18 protein-coding genes and 2 pseudogenes are annotated in these 18,361 nt (G+C 33.1%); 10 read left to right on the top strand and 10 right to left on the bottom strand.

Annotated elements, in window-relative coordinates; all coding sequences use genetic code 11:
- Positions 1-336 precede the first annotated feature (336 nt).
- On the bottom strand, positions 337-1,002 hold the full coding sequence (locus tag LDM92_RS09060) for a type 1 glutamine amidotransferase (RefSeq protein WP_223902960.1): 666 nt from the start codon (positions 1,000-1,002) through the stop codon (positions 337-339).
- Between the two features lie 167 nt (positions 1,003-1,169).
- Here LDM92_RS09060 and LDM92_RS09055 point away from each other — a divergent pair, with 167 nt between their 5' ends.
- A complete protein-coding gene (locus LDM92_RS09055) occupies positions 1,170-1,508 on the top strand; it encodes a hypothetical protein (RefSeq protein ID WP_223902959.1) in 339 nt (112 codons plus the stop codon).
- Positions 1,509-1,554: 46 nt separating this feature from the next.
- Here the strand turns inward: LDM92_RS09055 and LDM92_RS09050 are convergent, their stop codons facing one another.
- The 3 genes from LDM92_RS09050 to LDM92_RS09040 all read right to left on the bottom strand — a co-directional run bounded on the left by LDM92_RS09050 (position 1,555) and on the right by LDM92_RS09040 (position 3,556).
- Positions 1,555-1,917, bottom strand: coding sequence for a hypothetical protein (locus LDM92_RS09050; RefSeq protein WP_223902958.1), 363 nt, complete (start codon positions 1,915-1,917; stop codon positions 1,555-1,557).
- Between the two features lie 171 nt (positions 1,918-2,088).
- Positions 2,089-3,078 (bottom strand): HNH endonuclease, encoded by a 990-nt coding sequence (locus LDM92_RS09045; RefSeq protein WP_223902957.1) that lies wholly within the window; start codon positions 3,076-3,078, stop codon positions 2,089-2,091.
- A gap of 223 nt (positions 3,079-3,301) precedes the next feature.
- Entirely contained in the window at positions 3,302-3,556 is a 255-nt protein-coding gene (locus tag LDM92_RS09040; protein WP_223902956.1) for a hypothetical protein, read from the bottom strand.
- 367 nt (positions 3,557-3,923) lie between these two features.
- Here LDM92_RS09040 and LDM92_RS09035 point away from each other — a divergent pair, with 367 nt between their 5' ends.
- Both LDM92_RS09035 and LDM92_RS09030 read left to right on the top strand, forming a co-directional pair.
- Positions 3,924-4,196, top strand: a complete 273-nt coding sequence (locus LDM92_RS09035) for a hypothetical protein (protein WP_223902955.1) — start codon at positions 3,924-3,926, stop codon at positions 4,194-4,196.
- Positions 4,197-4,323: 127 nt separating this feature from the next.
- Entirely contained in the window at positions 4,324-4,635 is a 312-nt protein-coding gene (locus LDM92_RS09030) for a MazG nucleotide pyrophosphohydrolase domain-containing protein (RefSeq protein ID WP_223902954.1), read from the top strand.
- Positions 4,636-5,034: 399 nt separating this feature from the next.
- Here the strand turns inward: LDM92_RS09030 and LDM92_RS09025 are convergent, their stop codons facing one another.
- The 4 genes from LDM92_RS09025 to LDM92_RS09010 form a co-directional block, all read right to left on the bottom strand.
- Positions 5,035-6,951, bottom strand: a complete 1,917-nt coding sequence (locus LDM92_RS09025) for an FtsX-like permease family protein (RefSeq protein ID WP_223902953.1) — start codon at positions 6,949-6,951, stop codon at positions 5,035-5,037.
- Positions 6,952-6,967: 16 nt separating this feature from the next.
- Complete coding sequence (locus LDM92_RS09020; protein WP_223902952.1) at positions 6,968-7,705, bottom strand: ABC transporter ATP-binding protein; 738 nt, start codon at positions 7,703-7,705, stop codon at positions 6,968-6,970.
- A 305-nt stretch (positions 7,706-8,010) separates the two neighbouring features.
- Positions 8,011-9,120, bottom strand: a complete 1,110-nt coding sequence (locus LDM92_RS09015; RefSeq protein WP_223902951.1) for an SLAP domain-containing protein — start codon at positions 9,118-9,120, stop codon at positions 8,011-8,013.
- A 161-nt stretch (positions 9,121-9,281) separates the two neighbouring features.
- Complete coding sequence (locus LDM92_RS09010; protein ID WP_223902950.1) at positions 9,282-10,367, bottom strand: SLAP domain-containing protein; 1,086 nt, start codon at positions 10,365-10,367, stop codon at positions 9,282-9,284.
- A 260-nt stretch (positions 10,368-10,627) separates the two neighbouring features.
- On the opposite strand from LDM92_RS09010, the gene LDM92_RS09005 reads away from it, so the two are divergent.
- Positions 10,628-10,780, top strand: coding sequence for a type II toxin-antitoxin system HicA family toxin (locus LDM92_RS09005; protein ID WP_309294916.1), 153 nt, complete (start codon positions 10,628-10,630; stop codon positions 10,778-10,780).
- Positions 10,781-10,853: 73 nt separating this feature from the next.
- Positions 10,854-11,234 (top strand): type II toxin-antitoxin system HicB family antitoxin, encoded by a 381-nt coding sequence (locus LDM92_RS09000; protein WP_223902949.1) that lies wholly within the window; start codon positions 10,854-10,856, stop codon positions 11,232-11,234.
- Between the two features lie 210 nt (positions 11,235-11,444).
- Here the strand turns inward: LDM92_RS09000 and LDM92_RS08995 are convergent, their stop codons facing one another.
- Positions 11,445-12,002, bottom strand: coding sequence for an SLAP domain-containing protein (locus LDM92_RS08995; protein WP_223902973.1), 558 nt, complete (start codon positions 12,000-12,002; stop codon positions 11,445-11,447).
- A gap of 114 nt (positions 12,003-12,116) precedes the next feature.
- Here LDM92_RS08995 and LDM92_RS08990 point away from each other — a divergent pair.
- Both LDM92_RS08990 and LDM92_RS08985 read left to right on the top strand, forming a co-directional pair.
- Positions 12,117-12,245 (top strand): annotated as a pseudogene (locus LDM92_RS08990) (transposase); the annotation flags it as partial.
- A gap of 448 nt (positions 12,246-12,693) precedes the next feature.
- Positions 12,694-14,046: an FAD-dependent oxidoreductase gene (locus LDM92_RS08985; RefSeq protein WP_223902948.1), complete on the top strand. Its 1,353-nt coding sequence runs from the start codon at positions 12,694-12,696 to the stop codon at positions 14,044-14,046.
- Between the two features lie 320 nt (positions 14,047-14,366).
- Here LDM92_RS08985 and LDM92_RS08980 read toward each other — a convergent pair whose 3' ends face one another.
- Complete coding sequence (locus tag LDM92_RS08980) at positions 14,367-14,696, bottom strand: hypothetical protein (protein WP_223902947.1); 330 nt, start codon at positions 14,694-14,696, stop codon at positions 14,367-14,369.
- Positions 14,697-15,251: 555 nt separating this feature from the next.
- Between LDM92_RS08980 and LDM92_RS08975 the strand changes: the two genes are divergently transcribed.
- The 3 genes and pseudogenes from LDM92_RS08975 to LDM92_RS08965 all read left to right on the top strand — a co-directional run bounded on the left by LDM92_RS08975 (position 15,252) and on the right by LDM92_RS08965 (position 17,912).
- The gene (locus tag LDM92_RS08975) at positions 15,252-15,563 is read left to right on the top strand and encodes a hypothetical protein (protein WP_223902946.1); all 312 of its coding nucleotides are present in this window, start codon (positions 15,252-15,254) and stop codon (positions 15,561-15,563) included.
- Between the two features lie 381 nt (positions 15,564-15,944).
- Positions 15,945-16,640: a DUF6037 family protein gene (locus tag LDM92_RS08970; RefSeq protein ID WP_223902945.1), complete on the top strand. Its 696-nt coding sequence runs from the start codon at positions 15,945-15,947 to the stop codon at positions 16,638-16,640.
- A 224-nt stretch (positions 16,641-16,864) separates the two neighbouring features.
- Positions 16,865-17,912, top strand: a pseudogene (locus LDM92_RS08965) (IS30 family transposase).
- The last annotated feature ends 449 nt before the right edge of the window (positions 17,913-18,361 follow it).

The raw sequence follows: 18,361 nt of genomic DNA, 5'->3' as shown, positions 1-18,361 counted from the left end.
ATTATAACAAACCAATCCCAAATATTAACTGGATTTTAGAAAAATTACCTATAATCATATACACCAAGCCATTAAAATGGCTTGGTGTTTTTTTTGAAGGTTATTTCAGTAGTTACAATGCTTATTTAATGCACTTTCCAAATGCTAATCATGCCAAAGATGATAGATTTCAACTTCATCTTTTTTAGATAATTTAGACATAAAATACCCCCAAATGTGGGGGACACTTCATTGCTAAGTCGCGTCTATTTTCTGCTTTTACAAATAATTAATCTGATTCCATAATTCTCAGTAAAAAGTTTAAGCAAATAATAGCATTTTAAAGCGGATTATATATTATTCTGTCAAATAATCTAAGATGCGAAACATTGCCCTTTTATTTTCCTTAGGAACAGGATGCTCAATAATTTGCTTAGCTGTTTGTTTAAACACCGAACCGGATAGATATTGCGCATCGTTGACCACAATTTCTTTGATATTAGCTGTTTCTGGTTCTAAATGAAACTGCAAACCAACGGCTTGTTTGACCAAGACAAAACCCTGATTTTGTAAATTATCATTGGCAAATAAGACCTCAGCTTCTTCTGGTATTTCAAACATCTCTTCATGCCAATGTAATACTTCTAAACTTTCAGGCAAACCGCTAATTAATTTGGACTGCAACTTGACCGGACTCCAACCCACTTCTTTGACTGGAGCCTTTTTAACCTGATAGCCTAAAGTTTTAACAATTTGTTGCGCGCCAAAGCATACTCCTAAAACATGCTTTTTTTCTTGAAATAGCTGCTTAATTAACTGACGCTCCTGCTTAATCCATGGCAGATCATCATTTGGACTCATAGGACCGCCTAAAATAACTAGTAAATCTGTTGTGGCAGCAGTAGGCAAAATGCCAAATTGGTAGGGATGATATACATAAAAGTCATGGTGATGCAGGTCAGCCCATTCCTGAATTGAACCAGGGCCTTCGTTTGGCGTATGTTGTAATACATTAATTCTCATTATTTGCTCCTTTTAAAATGATTCATCTCCACAATATTTTTTCTAAAATATTCAAATAATAATTTAATATTATTATAATTTCGTGATAAAATAAAGTTTAAACCTATACAGTAAAAGATTATTTTTTGCGTAATCTTATTAAACTTATCTTTTGAAGGTATCAAATCATGCTGAAATATAAACTTAATCCAAAAATCGCGTTATTCTTAATGGGTATTTTACAATTTTTAATTGGCATTCTTTTTATTTATTATGACAAAGGTAAAATAGCTACATATACTTACTTTTTCTTTGGTGTAATATTAGTGCTAGGCGCTATTTTCATTAAAACCACCCACCCTGTAAAAATTATTCAAAAGGTTAATATGGATGGCGGAGAAAAGTTTCTCAAGTGCTTATTTTTAGCAACTTTGGCATTTTACCTGCTAGCAATACTTTTTGATGGGACTAATCGAACTTCGTATATTACACAAATTGATATAACTTTATTTCTTATTATTTTTTGAGCCTAATGGTTCCAAGAAAAGTAGTAGATAAAAGTACTGCAGCAGCTCAATCAAAACATATGATACTTTTTAATTTCCAATTCCAAAACGAATTGGATTTTTTTTTCATATAAATCCCAACAGCTTTATTTTTGATACTTGCAACATAATAGCCCCGTTCTTTAGTTCCACCTTGAAAATCGCTAATTTTATGGCAGCGGTCACTAGTTTTAAGAGAATGTAAAAAGTTCGCTGTTTTTCTATTAGTTGCTACTTGGTTAATTTCTCGTGTATCCTGATTTCTTATTATGTGATTAACCTGATATTGTGCTACATCAGGTACATAATCATTTGATGCCCAATAGTAAAATAAAAAAAGACAAACGGCAACAATACATGTAAATATAACCAATTTTACTTTTCTAGTCATAGGCGATCCCTCATTTATAATGCTGAACAAATAATAATTCATTTTATCAAAAAAGCAACATATAAAAATGACTGGCTATCATTTGCATAATGACAACCAGTCATTAACTATATATTGATAAGCTATACTAATTAGTAGAAAAATTTACTTTAAATTTTATTAATTTCAAATTTAACTCAGCCAATTATCTATCTTAGATGTTCCACACATATCCGTTCCCTTAGGATCCAGCGCGTTTTCTATTTCTTTTCCAGATATTTCGTTCCCATTTTCTTTTATTTCCTCAAGATTATCTTTGTTAACTGTATTTATAATGAACTGATACACACCGTTTTTATTATCCCTATTTACATATTTATTACCTACTTTTTTATAAATGGTAAAGTATTTTCTAAAGCCAAAATTTTTTTGTTCTCTAACTAAGCTATATCTTTCGCCATTATCTATTTTTGCTTTATAAAAGTGGTAACACTCAATTAACCTTCTTATGTGGTTTTTTCCTTTCTCCCCGATACATTCCTCAGGATCGCCAAAAATCCTATTAGACTTTTTTTCGTTGCAAGACTCACAAACTAATGCCCAGTTTTGATAATAATCATTGCCGCCCTCTTTTTTAGGAACAATATGATCTATTTGACTATCAGTAAAACAGAGACACTTGCCACAATAAGCACATTTCCCATCATATAAGTAATAAACAATTCTTTTTTCTTGCTCATTTAAAGGCGGGGTATTATTAGGAACTTTAAAACCAAACCTGCTGTGATATTCTGCTGCCCCAATAATTTTGCAGCCATTTTCTTTCATTCTATTGAGAATCGGATTTTGATTTTCAAAGTCTGCTTTTTGCATATCTTTTAAGACGTAATCCTCTTCAACAACAATAAGAAGTTTACAATCTGCTTTGGTAGAAAAGTCTTGAATATCTTCAAATACTTGCTTTACATGAGATGCAGTTTGACTTTTACTGGATTTCGTGCATAATTTTTCGCCATTATGAGTGGAATATAAATAAGAAGAATTCCTCCCCATGTAGCCAATTGCATTAAATTTTGTTAAGTCAATGTCATTAATTTCTTTAATCTTGCTACAAGGTAAACTCGAAAAAGACATATTCCTTAATTTGTGTAGTAAAGTAATTTTTTTATTGCACTGAATCATGGCTATCACCTGTTCTTAAATTTGGATTATTATTTTGTCACTTTGATAATAGCACATTATTGCTATACATGTATTTAAAAAGCTTATTTTAATTTTTATCAAAGTTAAATAGCTTTATTTTTATCATAGAAAAAATGCTTCTTATAATTAGATTACGAATCTATTTAATAGAAGCACTTTAACGTTAAAATTCTTATTACAAATTATTTTATGCTTTCAATAACTAATCGTTCAAAGCAACTTTTCTGAATATAAAATATATTGCTGCTAGTGCACATACCTGAACTACTCCAAGAAGAATGCTGACACTGTTTAAAGCAGTGAAGTTCTTAAATAGCAAGTAAGATACAACTGGGGGTATAACAATAATTGCAACCGCTACACCCGCAAAAATTTTGTTAAGAGCTTGCAGTTTCTCTCTTCCTGTATATTCCATTCCAGCAAATAATACAAGAAGTAAAACCATAATCCACAACATTTTTTTACCTCATAAATACTTTATCGTTTATTTTGTTGATCGACGATCTTTAAACATATAAAAGAAGCCTAACAAAATAAGCAAAACTATTAGAGAACAAAAAGACGGTATAATTTGGCCAAATTGAAAATGCTGAATTATCAACGACTTACGAAAATGAACTTAAATTAATAGAACGATTGGGTCTAAACCCTAATGAGTTTGAATATATTAGTAATGGTTATCATATCAGTACCAAAAATCAGCTATTGCATTGATTTTTAAACCTTGACGGCAGCATTGATCAAGACGAAATAAAAAATTTGCTAGAAGATTGCCTTTGGGTCAAAAACGATAATGATATTAAACGTATTGCCATTATCCGTTTATGAAAACTCTGAAAACCAATACGCTAATTAATCAGGCAATAATACAAATGACGCATCACAAATTTAAGTTAGCTGTCACTACTTTAAATAGTTTAAAACCTTTATTAAAGAGTCTAAGACAGTATGATAAATTGCTTGTAGTTAATGCTCGAATTGCAATTTGTCAAAAACACAAATTAGAAGCACTAGAACAGATTAGTTTATTAGAAAAAATTGGTGCTGATAATCTAGCAAGGCATTTAAAACAGGAAATCGAAGAATTTTTTAAATAATAATTATTTTTAATTAAAATTATCAAAAATACACAATAAAAGTTTTATAACTTGACCAGATATTGATATTGCACCTATTTACAAACTAAATATAAAATAGAATAAAATCATTATTTAGGAGTTCAAATTGATCATAGATACTAAGAAACTGCAAAAAGCAGTCATGGAAAATAAGAAAAAACACGGTTTCAATACCACAGATATTGAGTTTGAATTATTGCGATTACATGGAGAAGCTAATGAGTTATTTGAAGCTTGGCGCAAGAATAATAAGGAAAATATCAATGAAGAATTAGCCGATGTGGGGATATTCTTACTGGGCATTGCAGAAATGCTGGACAGTGACCTAGGTGAAGACATTGTTAATAAAATGAAAATAAACGAAAAAAGAATATACAAAAATGGCGTTAAACTTGGTCCTGCTGATACAGATAAATAGACCGATAGCTTTGGTTTAATAACAGCATGGTCAAGCTATCAGCTATTTATTCAATTCTTACAAAAGTTTAGGAATAGGCAGATATTTTTGACTTGCATAGGTTTTGTTATGCTTTTTATGACTTTAATGGAACTTATAGATCAACCGAGAAGTGGCTCAGGTCTTGTTTCTATGGAAGCTGGCCTGCTATGCGTATTATTTCCCCTAATGAACAATTAGAAATAGTTATTTTAGAAAAATGCAGTCTTGACTGAATAGTCTTGAAGAATTATTTTTTATAGTCCAACAAAAAGACATTGAGTTTAATGCTAATATGGCCCCAAAAATTAGGACAAATTTGGGGGGTCTACCCTTCTTTATATGATTAATAATCTAATTTTTTAAATTATTTCTTTCAATTTATATTTTCAATAGCACTTTAGTTTTATGGTATGAAAAAATGTAGATTAATCCATAAACTATTAAAAATAATAAACATGTTTCAATAATTGGCTTACCCACAATTTGAAAGCTTCCTATGAGTTCCACAACATCATTTTCCAAGAAACTGTATCTAAAGCCAATAAAAGCTATTAATCCATTTAATAGTCCCATCACTGCAGGAGGAACGAAAAGCAATAAATTACTAGCACTAGCTATTTTTTTCAATTGTTTTCTACTATAACCAATATTATCTAAAAATCTAAACTCGTCAGTTACTTCTGTAGTTTCCATTAAAGTAGTAAAGTAAAGAATACAACCGATAAAGACAAAAAATAACACAGAAATGAAAGCTTCCATTAAAAATGTTGCACTATTATTGTCAACCGCATCTTTATTCTTTTTATAAGCGCTTAAAAACCTAATGTTCATATGCTTAATATCTTGATAAAGCTGCTTGTTATCTCGTAGATTAGGCCCATTAACCGTATAAACCATTTTAGCTGAATGATGTTTACTTATTTTTTTAAAGTCTTGATTATTCAGCACTATATATGCGTAGCCATATCCAGCGTTCATAGGCCACATGTGCATTTCTTTCAAATTAAACTTGATACTATTAATATTTACCTTACGCCAAGATTTGTTTGGCTTATAAAAGGCATAAATATATCCAGTTCCCTTAGTAAATGCAAGGTTTGGGACTTGCTTATTACCTTGTAATTTAAACAGCTCTTGATAATCCTGTTTATTAATAACTTTGCATTTTTTAGTTGACTGCTTTTTGTTTACCATTATTGGTTTATCAGAAATCAGTTTAATTACCTTTGTTGCTTTAAATTTACCATCATATTTTCTAGCTATTTGCTTTACCTTGGTTACTTGATTAGGTTCAAGTTTCTGATTAATTTCAATAGCCGAAGGTATAGTTTTCATAAACGAAGCTTTTGGATAAGTTAAAAGCATGAAAGTCGTGCTGGCAAGACCAATAACAGCTGAAATAACTAAGGACAGTACAACCAATAAATTTGATTTAGTTTTTAGTTTAAACAGTGATTCTGGTAAAAAGATATTGTTCGTCGGTCGGTACAACTGACGGTGATTATTAATTTTCCGATTAATAAAATAAGCCAAAGTGCTTTTGATAATTAAGAATGTACCAATTATTACCAATACTAATGAAATCATTGCCATTGGCGCAAAACCAATTTTAACCCATAAAGATTGTTGCTGTTTAACGAGATCTAAGACTAAGAAATAGGCTGTTAATAACGAAACTATTCCTAAATAAGCTGTCCAGGACCTGGTTTTGACTACTTTTTCGCTAACTTGATTTAAATTAGAAATATTTAAGATAGATAAGCGCTTAATCAAATGGTAATTATCAAAAAAGATAACTAACAACATAAGAATTGAAAGTACTACTGTAATTATGAATGGTGACAAGGTGAAATGTGTTAAATAGGGTATATCAAGCTTTAAAGCTACAATCAAAAGTACTTTTATTAAACTATAAAACAAGATACTAATAAGCATTCCAACAAAGCAGGCAATTCCAATAATAATGGTGTTTTCTGTCATTAAAATCGAAGTAATGTTCTTCTTTGACATACCCAGCATGGAATAAATTCCCAGCTCTTCAGCACGCTGCTTTAAGAAAAAGCGATTAAAGTAAATAATAAAGAAGATTGTAAATAAAGTGAACAATACCGAAGTAACATAAGACATAAACTCTACTTTGGCTGAACTCGATAAAGAATCTGCAATTACATGGTCTTTAGCGAAAATTTGCAGAGTGTTGAATAATCCTAGAATTAAAGAAAGCGATATAAAATAATTTCGGTATAGGCCAAAACTATTTTTGATATTATTTTTAGCTATTACTTTGTAATTCATAATTAATTTCACCCCCCTAGGCTTCTACTTCGGCTAATTTCCTTGCTAGCTCCTGTTGAAAGTTGTTATTGCTGCCTTTTTTAACAATTTGGTCAACAATTTTGCCATCTTTTAGAAAAATAACTTTATTAGCGTAACTAGCTGCTAAGCTATCATGGGTAACCATTAAGATAGAAGTATGAAATTTTTGATTCACTTTTGCTAAGTATTCCATAATTAATTTTGCTGCTTTTGAATCTAATGCTCCCGTTGGTTCATCAGCTAATAATAGTGCGGGATTTTTAATGATGGCTCTAATAATTGCTACACGCTGTTTTTGACCACCTGACAAAGTAACGGGGTATTTATCAAGTTGATTACTTAATCTAAAATATTCAGCTAATTTATCAATCTTTTGATCTATTTCTTGGTCATCCTTACCCAGTAATGACATAGGAACGGCAATGTTCTGCCTTACAGTCAAGCTTTTTAGTAAACGATAATTTTGAAAAACAAAGCCTAATTTTGTCTTGCGAAAGTTGGCAGCTTCATCATCAGATAATTTTGAGACTTCATGGCCATCAACATAAATTTTGCCACCAGAAGCCGTATCTAAAGTTGAAATCATGTTGAGTAAAGTGGTCTTACCTGAACCAGACGCACCCATAATTGCCACAAATTCGCCAAAGTTAATTCCAAAACTAATACCTGCTATTGCCTGATATTGTTTTTCATAAATTTTAGTAACATTACTTACCTGCAAAATTTCAGCCATAGCTAATCCTCACTTTCTGTTTCTTTGTACTATTCATCTAGTACACTAGATCTAATAAAAAGCGTTGTCAATAAGTACAATTAAAAAGATGACTAAATTTTAAAAAGCTTTACTTTGAATCATTAAAAATTTTAAAAAAGGTTCAAAATTAATTTGATGAATGTATCGAAATTGAGTTAATTCTGGGATATATTAATACTAAATTTATCAACAAGAATTCACAGCAATACAGATAAAAATGCACCTAAAAGCTTATTTTTACTCTTAGGTGCATTAAATTATTTATTTAATTTTCTTAAAATGATTTATTTGGTCGTTTTTTGCTTAGCAGCTTGACTTGCTTCTTCAGCTGTATTGATCGGGCTTAGTTTTACGCCGTCAATAAATCTAACATCACTCGCTTTGACATAGCTATCACCAAAATCCACTTCACTACCGCCAGTTCCATCTAGCTTATTAGTGGCATAAAACCAATGACCTTTCATATGGTAAAACAGGTCGGCTTTATTTTCGGCTGGTACCCAAATATAAAGCAATTTATCTACTTTTATATTACCGCCTTGTTTCCTAATTCTTTGTCCATTATTATCTTGCTTGGTGCCATCAGCATTATAGACGTCTGTATCTTGATAAAATCTAATATAAGAATAATGCTCAGAGTTATAAAAATGATGCGGAAGCTCTTTTTTAACTTTAACGTCTAGGCAATTGAGCCAATTATTCGTCCCTTTAATACGATAAATAACTGCATTTGGGATAGCCATATTGGTTATATCGTCAGCATATCCTTCTTCTTGAGCACGGTCAACTACGAAGCTAGTACCTTTTTTAGCCTTTTTAGTAGTTTTGAGACCATTATTGATCTCATAAATTGGAGTCCTACCGTCTTTTGTCACTGTTGCGATAGTTTCTTCAGTGTTTGAAGCAGTGATTTTGCCCAAGTTGCCGGCTTTCACATATTGCTTTGCAGGACCACCAATGCGGTAGTAGCGCAAACCATTCTTAAACTTGACGGTGCCACCATAAGTTGTAATGGAAGTTCCTTTCCGAATTAGGCGGTAGTCAGCCCTGCGTGAACTTGTAGCATAAACATAAGAGTTACGTTTGACCTTGCGTTTAACGCCATCGATGTTATTAGCTTTAATATATTGCTTTTTCCCGCTAATTTTATAGTATGGGGCATAGGGCTTGAAAGTTAGGATTAATGGTCTTTTTTCAACTTTGACCTGGTGAAAAGCTGGATACTTAGCTTTAACCTTCCGTCCATCTTCATCGTATGCTTGTGACGTATACATAACAGTTCTTATGGTGCTGGGAATCTTTGCTTGAACAGTATGGGCTTGATGATTAAATGTCCAAATAGTTGTTAAGCCTAAAAAACCAGCTGCTAAATAATGAGTAAGTTTCTTATTCATGTACTTTAACCTCTCTTCTTCAAAAAATTGCTATCTTTATTTTTGATTGTCTAATTTCTGTAATCAAAACAAGGAATCATATAATTTTATTCTGTGCCTTTCTTGATAATTAATGAAGGTAAAAAATGGTGGGCTTAATTAGCCAAATATCTTAAAATAATTTATTTGTCTGCCTTTTGCTTAGCGTTTTGCTGGGCTTCTTCTGCAGTGTTACTCGGACGTAATTTTAGGCCAGCAATAAATTTAACATCTTTTTGCTTAACATAGCCATCACCAACATCTATTACAGAGGTTCCTCCTTCTCGTGAGGCAGAGGCGTAAAATTCATGGCCCTTCAAGTGGTAAAATAATTCAGCTTTCTTTTCAGCTGGTACCCAAATATAAAGCAATTTATTTACCTTTAAAAACCCACCTTGTTTTCTGATCTTTTGTCCGTGATGATCTTGCATAGTACCGTCTGAATTGTAAACATCTGTATTTTTATAAAACTTAATGTAAGAATAATGTTCAGAATCATAGTAATGTACAGGCATTTTCTTTTTGGCTTTAACTTCACTGCTCAGTAACCAATATTTTGTACCCTTAATATGATAAGTAAATATTTGGGGATCATCTTCATCTCCTCCATTATTTTCAGCATAGTCTACCGTAAATTCTGTACCCCTTTTGGCTTTCTTGGAATAAGTATCGTCTTTAATAAAATCATAAAGTCCAGCTCCTTCTTTTGCAGTTACTTTCACAGTTGTTTCTTCTGTATTAGAACTAATAATCTTACTTAAGTTACTGGCTTTCACATATTGCTTTTTTGGTCCACCAATGCGGTAGTAACGTTGCCCGTTCTTAAATTTGAAGGAATTGCCATAAGTTGTTATTGTCTTACCCTTTTTAAGCAAACGGGAGTCAGCCCTCCGAGAGCTTGTAGCGTAAACATAAGAGTTACGTTTGACCTTGCGTTTAACACCGTCAATATTACTTGCCTTGATATATTGCTTTTTACCTTTAATTTGGTATGCGGGTGCAAAAGGCTTAAAAGAAAATGGAATTGGTTGATCATCTAACTTAACCTGAGTGTAAGCTGCATATTTTCCTTTTACTTTATCACCGTATAAATCATAAGCCTGGGCATCGTGCATCACGGTCTTAACAATACTTTTAGCTTCTACAGTATTAGTTTGTTGGTTTAGCACCAGACTTGCAGAAATGCCCAATATAGCAACTGCTAAGTAACGAAAAAGCTTTTTAGTCATATAATTTTTACTCCTTTCTCTTAAGACAGGCACTGTTGTTACTGCATCGCTCTTATTTCATAAAAATGCAAAACAAATGATAGCGCAAACATACTGGCTATAATTCATTCTGAACCTTTCTCAGTAATTAATGAAGGTAAAAAATGGTGGGCTTAATCAGGCAAATATCTTAATATATATGGAGATACTTAATTTTAAACTTTCTTCGTTGAATTTATACGTATTTATACGTATAATAAGAAACATGGAAGATTTACTTTATGACGAAGACGCCAAGAGAAATTATCAAGATTTTAAAAAAGCAAGGCTTTGTGAAAAAGTCTCAAAACGGTTCCCATCTAAAAATGTATAACCCCATTACAAATGTTACTATTCCTGTTCTCATTCATTCGAAAGAAATAAAAAAGGATTAGAACAGAGAATTCTAAAAGAAGCTGGATTAAAATAAATTTTTCAGCTAATTTTTACATGTTAGGAGGAATTAATATGTCTAAACTTTTAGTATACCCTGTTATACTTCACCCTGCAGACACTGGCTATACTGTCGAAGTTCCAGATATTACAGGTGGTTTTACTCAGGGCGAAGATTTAACTAATGCTTTGGAAATGGCTTCTGATATGATTGGATTAATGTTGGAAGACACGACTAATTATCCTAAACCATCTAAGTTAGAAAGTATCCATGTTGCTGACAATGATATTAAAACTATTGTTGCCATTGATATGGATAATTATAGACGCAATAATTCCAAGACAATCCGCAAAACTGTAACTGTACCAGAATATCTGGTAAAAATGGGCAAAGAGAAAAATTTAAATTTTTCTGCTGTACTAACTAAAGCCTTAAAAACAGAATTAAATTTATAACTAGAAAAAATAAGTCCTGGAAGTTAAGCAACTTTCGGGACCTTTTTACAGTTTTCTGGACTAATTTAAATAGCATAATACAAAATAATGCACCTAATAGCTGATTCTTACTATTAGGTGCATTTAAATTGTGAATTCTTTCTTGACCGTTTTTGCTCAGTAGTTATAACCATATTTATGCTATACTACTGAACTGCTTAACCAAAAATTCTAAAAGTTAGCCTTCTTCACGTACCGGTTCTGTCCGATGATGTAGTAATAGCGACCTTTCCGCTTTACTGCACCACCATATGTTCTAACTTTGCGTCCGCGCTTCAGACTGGCATATCTTATTTTCTTTACTTTTTGATTATAGATTAGAGCCTTGTGCTTTAACTTACGCTTTTGACCTGTAATATTAGTGGCCTCCACAAACATATTATTATCTAAAAGATAATACTTCTGACCGTTTATGTTTTCGGTATCATAGGTAGTAATTATCTGGCCTTGCATAAGTTTGCCCGTTACCCGCTTACCGTTAATATCATAGAGATACGAATTATGCATTACCATTCTTTCAGTCCCTTTAAGGTAAGTGTAAGTTACGATCTGAGGCTCGTAGCTGAAGAAGCCTGTCGCATTATAAGGCCTTGCCTTTAATAAATAACCAGCAAATTTCAGTTCTTGGGTAATGTAGCCATCGCCAACATTACCGCTCAAGATTTTATCAGGTGCCAATTTGAGACCATTTTTATCTTCATAATGAACTCTGACCTCAGCTCCTGCAATCGGCTCTATAGTACCAGATGAATGACTTGGTGGTGTTGCGTTGAAGTAACCGGATTGAGATGGCTAAAGAACTTCATGTGCTACTATGTGGTAGTCAAAGGGATAACATAGGATCATTCCAACGGATACGTAGAAGGCTTCAATCGCAAAATTAAACAAATTGAGCACACATCTTTTGGCCACACCAATTTCAAAAATTTTCTGATGAGGATCAGATTGGAAGAAAACAAAGAAAATAAATAATCAGTATATTATATACTTGATTCTTTTCATTTACTCTTTATAAACAAAATTTGACAAAGAACTGTTTTTGCCTTTTCTTTTGGATTTCAAAGCAATAGCAAAAGTTGCAATTTCATTTTGATCTCACATACTTAAATGAACACTTTCCTTTCTCAAATGATATTCTATTTGTACTATTATTTGAGTACCACTTATACTTCTTAGGTTCTTTTTAATTGATTTACTTGGCCGTATTTTATTCATAAATTATCAGCAAATTTTATATTTAGTGAAATTTGTAAAGTCAATTTATACGGTCATAATTTTTTGTTGTTTATAGGTTTTAATATATAAACGAATTAGCTATACTAGAGCATCTTTGTATAACTAACGTATTTCTTGTGTTACCATAGAAGACAGTAAAGTGCTACAAACGCTTTCAGATACTGATAAAAAGGGGATTTTTTCAATGAATCAAAAAGTAGTCATCATTGGTGCTTCTCATCCAGGTCATGAGGCAGCCATCGAATTATTAGACAGATATAAAGATCTTGATGTCACTATTTATGAAGCAAGTGATTTTGTTTCATTTATGTCTTGCGGAATGAAGCTCTTTTTAGAAGAAAAAACTACCGGTCAGGACAATGTACGCAATTTTTCACCTGCTGATTTGGAAAAATTAGGTGGTAAGATTGTCAATAATTCGCAAGCAGTTGCCTTAAATCCGGCAAATAAGCAAGTTACAATTAAAAATACCCAAACTGGTCAGACTGAAGAAGTTAACTATGACAAATTAATCTTGTCTCCAGGAGTTGATCCACTCCAATTGCCAATTCCAGGGGCAGATTTAGACTACGTTTATTTAATGCGGGGCTACAGTTGGGCTAAAAAGATCAATGAAGCTCTTCATAATGATGAAATTAAAAATATCGTTGTGGTGGGTGCTGGTAACGGAATCGCTGCCGTTGAAGCTGGTGTTTTAGCTGGTAAAAACATGACCTTGGTTGATGCCAGCAACCATATTTTAGCTAATTATTTTTCAAAAGACTTTACCGCTGTTTTTGAAAAAGAAATGCGAGACAAGGGTGTCGATTTAAAGCTTGATACAAAAGTTACTGGTTTTACCAATGATCACCTAGTCCAAACTGATCATGGTGACATTAAAGCTGATTTAGTCATTGTTGCTGCAGGCATTGTTGCTAATACAGACTGGCTTAAAGATACTATTAATTTAAACCAACGGGGTTATATTGAAACAGACGAATATTTAAGGACTAATCAAAAAGATGTTTATGCTTTGGGTGATGCTATTTGGCCACTATCAATCCCGGCTAATAAAAGAATGCCGATTCCATCGGCAGTCGCTGCTCGCCATGAAGCAAATTACTTAGTGCAACATTTGTTTGAAGAAAAACCAAGCCGCCCATTCCCAGGTTTAGTGGGCGGACAATTACTAGAATTTGGTGATGTACATGCAGTAGTTAGTGGTCTTCCACAAAAATCTGCTGAATTTGCCGGCATTAATGCTGCAACCAGCATCTATATTGATCATTTGCGTCCAGACTTTATTCCTGCAAATGATAATCCGTTAGGATATATTTCCTTAACTTATAATAAGGACACTCATCAGATTCTGGGAGGTGCAGTTATGTCCAAGCATGATATCACCGCTCAAGGCAATGTCTTAAGTTTAGCAATTAGTCATAAATTAACATTAGAAGATTTAGCTGAGCAAGACTTCTTCTTCTCACCAAGTTTTGATCGGCAATGGAATATTTTAAACTTAGCCGCACAACATGCGCTAGGTTTACACAAGTTTTAATTAATTTTGGATATTACTAAGCCTACCACACACCCGATGAATTATATGAAAGAAGATTAGATTGCATCTATCAGATCAAGTAGGGTGTTCAACTTAAAATTGCAATTTTCGGCAAAACAAAAGTCAACTATATTTTGCAAAAATAAAACAAAAATATTTGTTGATTTATCAAGCTTTGTGACATATTATCGAATATAAATCGGTTTTTAAAACATAAATTTACACAAAAAATAAGCCACCCCGGACTTGTTGGAATCAGGCTTTAGCCTATTGAACGGAATCAAAAACTACTCTGAACAAGTGGAATTTGCTCAAAAATCTCAAAGATGTGATATAATTTGTATAAATAAAAAGGCGCTGTCTGCAAACAGCGCCTGCCCAGAGCCGCTTTTAAGAGCGGCTAATATTAATAGATTACAAAACCCGCTAACCTCGCCAAAAGTTAAAGCGGTTTGTGTAGCATTTTGCGCAGCTTGCGGTAAGACTTTATAAGCTTCTGAGCCTGCTTGGTGATCTTTGTCATCACAACAATGCTTTCGTAACCAAACCACAGAAGCGAAAGCAGAGCAAGCATGATAGCAGTCAGCCACGCCACAACGTAAATTGCACCTCAGTATTGTAAGATCTGCGTAGGAATTTAAAACTTCCATAGGCATCACCTTCCTTTGAAGTGCCACCGCTCATATTAACTTTTCTGGTTAATACAATTATAACATATAAAATACGTCCAAACGCTGATAAAATAAAGCTTTATAGCTTGTGCATTATACTCGATTTAAGATTCACAAACATAAGAATCAGAAAAAGAAAATTAATAATGTCGTAATCGAGTTACTCACTTTTTAAACTAAGCATTTGCTGATCTACAATAAAAGCTGTGAACCAAAATTAGGCTTAAATATAAGTTTGGTTTTCGACAAAAGGTATTTAGAAATATTGATTAAGACTAGGATCAAAAAGATAAAGAAATGGATTAGAAGAAAGGTTCTAATTATGGTTTTCGATGTTTTTTTAAAAAAGCAAAAGCCGTTGATGCTAAAGATTATGTTTTAGGGATAATGGCCGATGATTATCGCCAATACAGAATAGAATCATCAGACAATGATTCTAAAAGTTTTGCCAAGCTTATATTTAACTTAATCATTTAAGAATCGTATAAGCATTTAAAGGATGACACTTTTATTAGTCCTGATGTAATCTTCGATATGATTAGCAAGCAGATTGACAACGTATCTAGTTTCCCTACAGAAAAGTTTGACTTTGATTCTATAAACCTTGCGCCAATTTCAACCGTAAAACTCCCCAATTTGCTTTTGGGCAAAAGAATAAACAAAGAAGCAAATAGATTAGCTAAAGGTTTAGATGAAGTTACAAATTATGGTGAGTACGGTCATTACATGCTTTTCTATAATGACGATGATCAGATCTTTTCCTTAAAAGACAATGAAGAAAGGAATCTTGCCCTAGTTTTCTACTACTTTATTGATGGATGTAGAAAAAACCTCATCACATGTTAAGAGCCATTAAAGAACAAGCATACAAGCTAAGAGAGATACTTCTCTTCAAATCCAAGACAAATCCCCCACTATTGTTCTATAAACTCGGAAGTGGCGATAGATATGACTACTGCAGAGATATTTAAGAATTTGAAAAAGATCAGAAAATAAAATCAGCAATGTTAAAGCTTGCAAAGCAAGATGTTGGCCCTTTTGGTGAGTAGATATGGTAGAATTAAGGGAGTTCATTGGTAACTTCTTTCTAGAATTAGGTTGGTAATTACATTCTATCAGAGAAGTCCAATGGACTTTTTTCATTTTCTAATCAGGGCAAGTGTTCAACTTCATTTTACAATTTACCATTAATTTACTTTATTAAATATAAGCAAAGGAGAGAAAGTCATGCAGCATCTATTATCCAACTTAAAGCTTCTTAGGGATGATATGAAGAAAAATCATGAAGTTATAACAGCTATAACGTTTAAATATCCTGATAAACAACCTAATTGTACATTTGATGCCTTATTTACAGATTATGAAGAAAAAACTAAACAATATCAATTACTTAAAATCAAATTTTTTAATTTATCAAAACAAAATGGTAATAGTTATCAAAAATCACATCCTACTTTAGAAGTATGGGCGAATAGTAATAGTATCAATTGTAAACCATATGATATTATTAACTTTTTTAACATCATTCCTAAACCAAACCCAAATCATAAGCTAACAAAAAAAGAGCTGTATGATATAATTAAGAGGTTTTATAAATTTTTGAATCGGAATATTCCCACTAACGTTAATCGTAATCTAACCAGTAGACAAGATGGGGAAAGAGGCTCCCAAATTAAAAGTATGGATGATGAGCCGAAAAAGATATATTGTTGTGGAATAAAGCGAAATGAGCATGATAAGCATAGAACTAATTTTAATGCAGCTAAGGCTAATCTTTTAAGACATGATGTATATGAAGAATATAAGGATGACAATACAATAAGCTTCCTGTTTTCTGAAGAAAAAGATAAAAATAAAACTTTAGAGCAAATTCGCCATAATTTTGCTATCGCTGAAAGAAAGAAGGTAAAAAATAAATTTTAGCATACGAAATTGATGCGAATTTTTTAATAAACAATGACCTGTTTTTAACAAAATACGATAAAAGAATATGTGAATTATGGCAGGAATTGAAAAAAGTTGTAAAAAATAAATAGAGGTAAATTGTAAAATGAAGTTGAACACCTGCCCTGATTAGAAAATGAAAAAAGTCCATTGGACTTCTCTGATAGAATGTAATTACCCAAAATTCTAGAAAGAAGTTACCAATGAACTCCCTTAATTCTACCATATCTACTCACCAAAAGGGCCAACATCTTGCTTTGCAAGACCGCGTAATTATCCAAGTTTGACGCAGCCAAGGCCAGTCCCTGCGTCAAATTGCCCGTGCCCTCAACTGTTCGCCCACCACGGTCAAGTACGAGCTTGAACGCGGCCAGATTGCACTCTATCACGGCAAACGGTACCGCTACGATGCCTAAGTGGCGCAAAGACGCTACCAGATAAGGCACTTAAACTGCGGCCGTAAGCAAGCTTTTCTAGCCAAAACCCGCTTCATTAAGTACGTTGAACAGCACTTCTTCAAGCAGGGCTGGTCGCTTGATGCCTGTGCCGGTCGCGCCTTAGCCAGCAGCGCCTTTACCTGGAATGAAACAGTCTGCACCAAGACGCTTTACCATTATGTGGAACTTGGTTTATTACAGATTAAGGCAACTGACTTGCCTGAGTGCTTAAGCCGTAAGACGAAAGCCAAACGGGTACGCCAGCATAAACGCAGATTGGGTCGCAGTATTAGTGAACGGCCTGCTGCTATTAACCAGCGCCGCGAGTTTGGCCACTGGGAGTGCGACTTAGTTTTAGGACATAAAACCAAAGATGACCAGGCTCTCTTGACCCTGTAAACGCATGACCCGCAAATTCATGATTATCCCGATTAAGGATAAGACGGCTGTCAGCGTCATGGCGGCCTTTAAAACCTTGCGCAGCCAATACCAGGAGCACTGGCACGAAGTCTTTAAGACCATTACCACCGATAATGGTTCTGAGTTTGCGGATTTAGCCCAGTTAGAAGAAGCAGCGCAGACGCTGGTTTATTATGCGCACCCTTATACTTCTTGTGAGAAGGGCGGGGTTGAGCGGCACAACCGGCTAATTCGGCGCTTCATTCCCAAAGGCAAGTACATCAAGGATTATGACTTAATGCAAATCTATGGCATTGAGGAATGGTGCAATAACCTGCCCCGCAAGATCTTAGCCTACCACACACCCGATGAATTATATGAAAGAAGATTAGATTGCATCTATCAGATCAAGTAGAGTGTTCAACTTAAAATTGCAATTTTCGATTTTAATCAGCAAAATAAAAAATAGCTAATTTTATTGTTAAATAAGAGCACTAAAGGATAGAACTGGTTTGCTTGATCACTTATGCAAAAATAGTCTTTTTATTTTGTGAAAAAGTAATATTAAAGATTCAGTGTGAATGACTATATAAAATTAGGAAAAGCTATTTCAATTAACATTATTTAAGCTAATAATAATTGAAAAAATTTTTTGACTTTTTATTATTTATAAGTCTATAATTTTTACATTAATATTAATTTAAACAGTGGGACTGAATAATGAAAAACGATCAAAATAACGAAACAAAAGAAAAATCAAAACAGATCTACGAATTTCTAAGATATGTGAAGTTAACCCCCGGAATTGGACAAAGATTCCAATTCGGGGGTTTTCTTATGTCTAAATATTTACTAAAAACAAAA

This window comes from Lactobacillus laiwuensis (assembly GCF_019972835.1).
Classification (GTDB): domain Bacteria; phylum Bacillota; class Bacilli; order Lactobacillales; family Lactobacillaceae; genus Lactobacillus; species Lactobacillus laiwuensis.
This window is presented reverse-complemented; position numbering and strand designations above follow the sequence as displayed.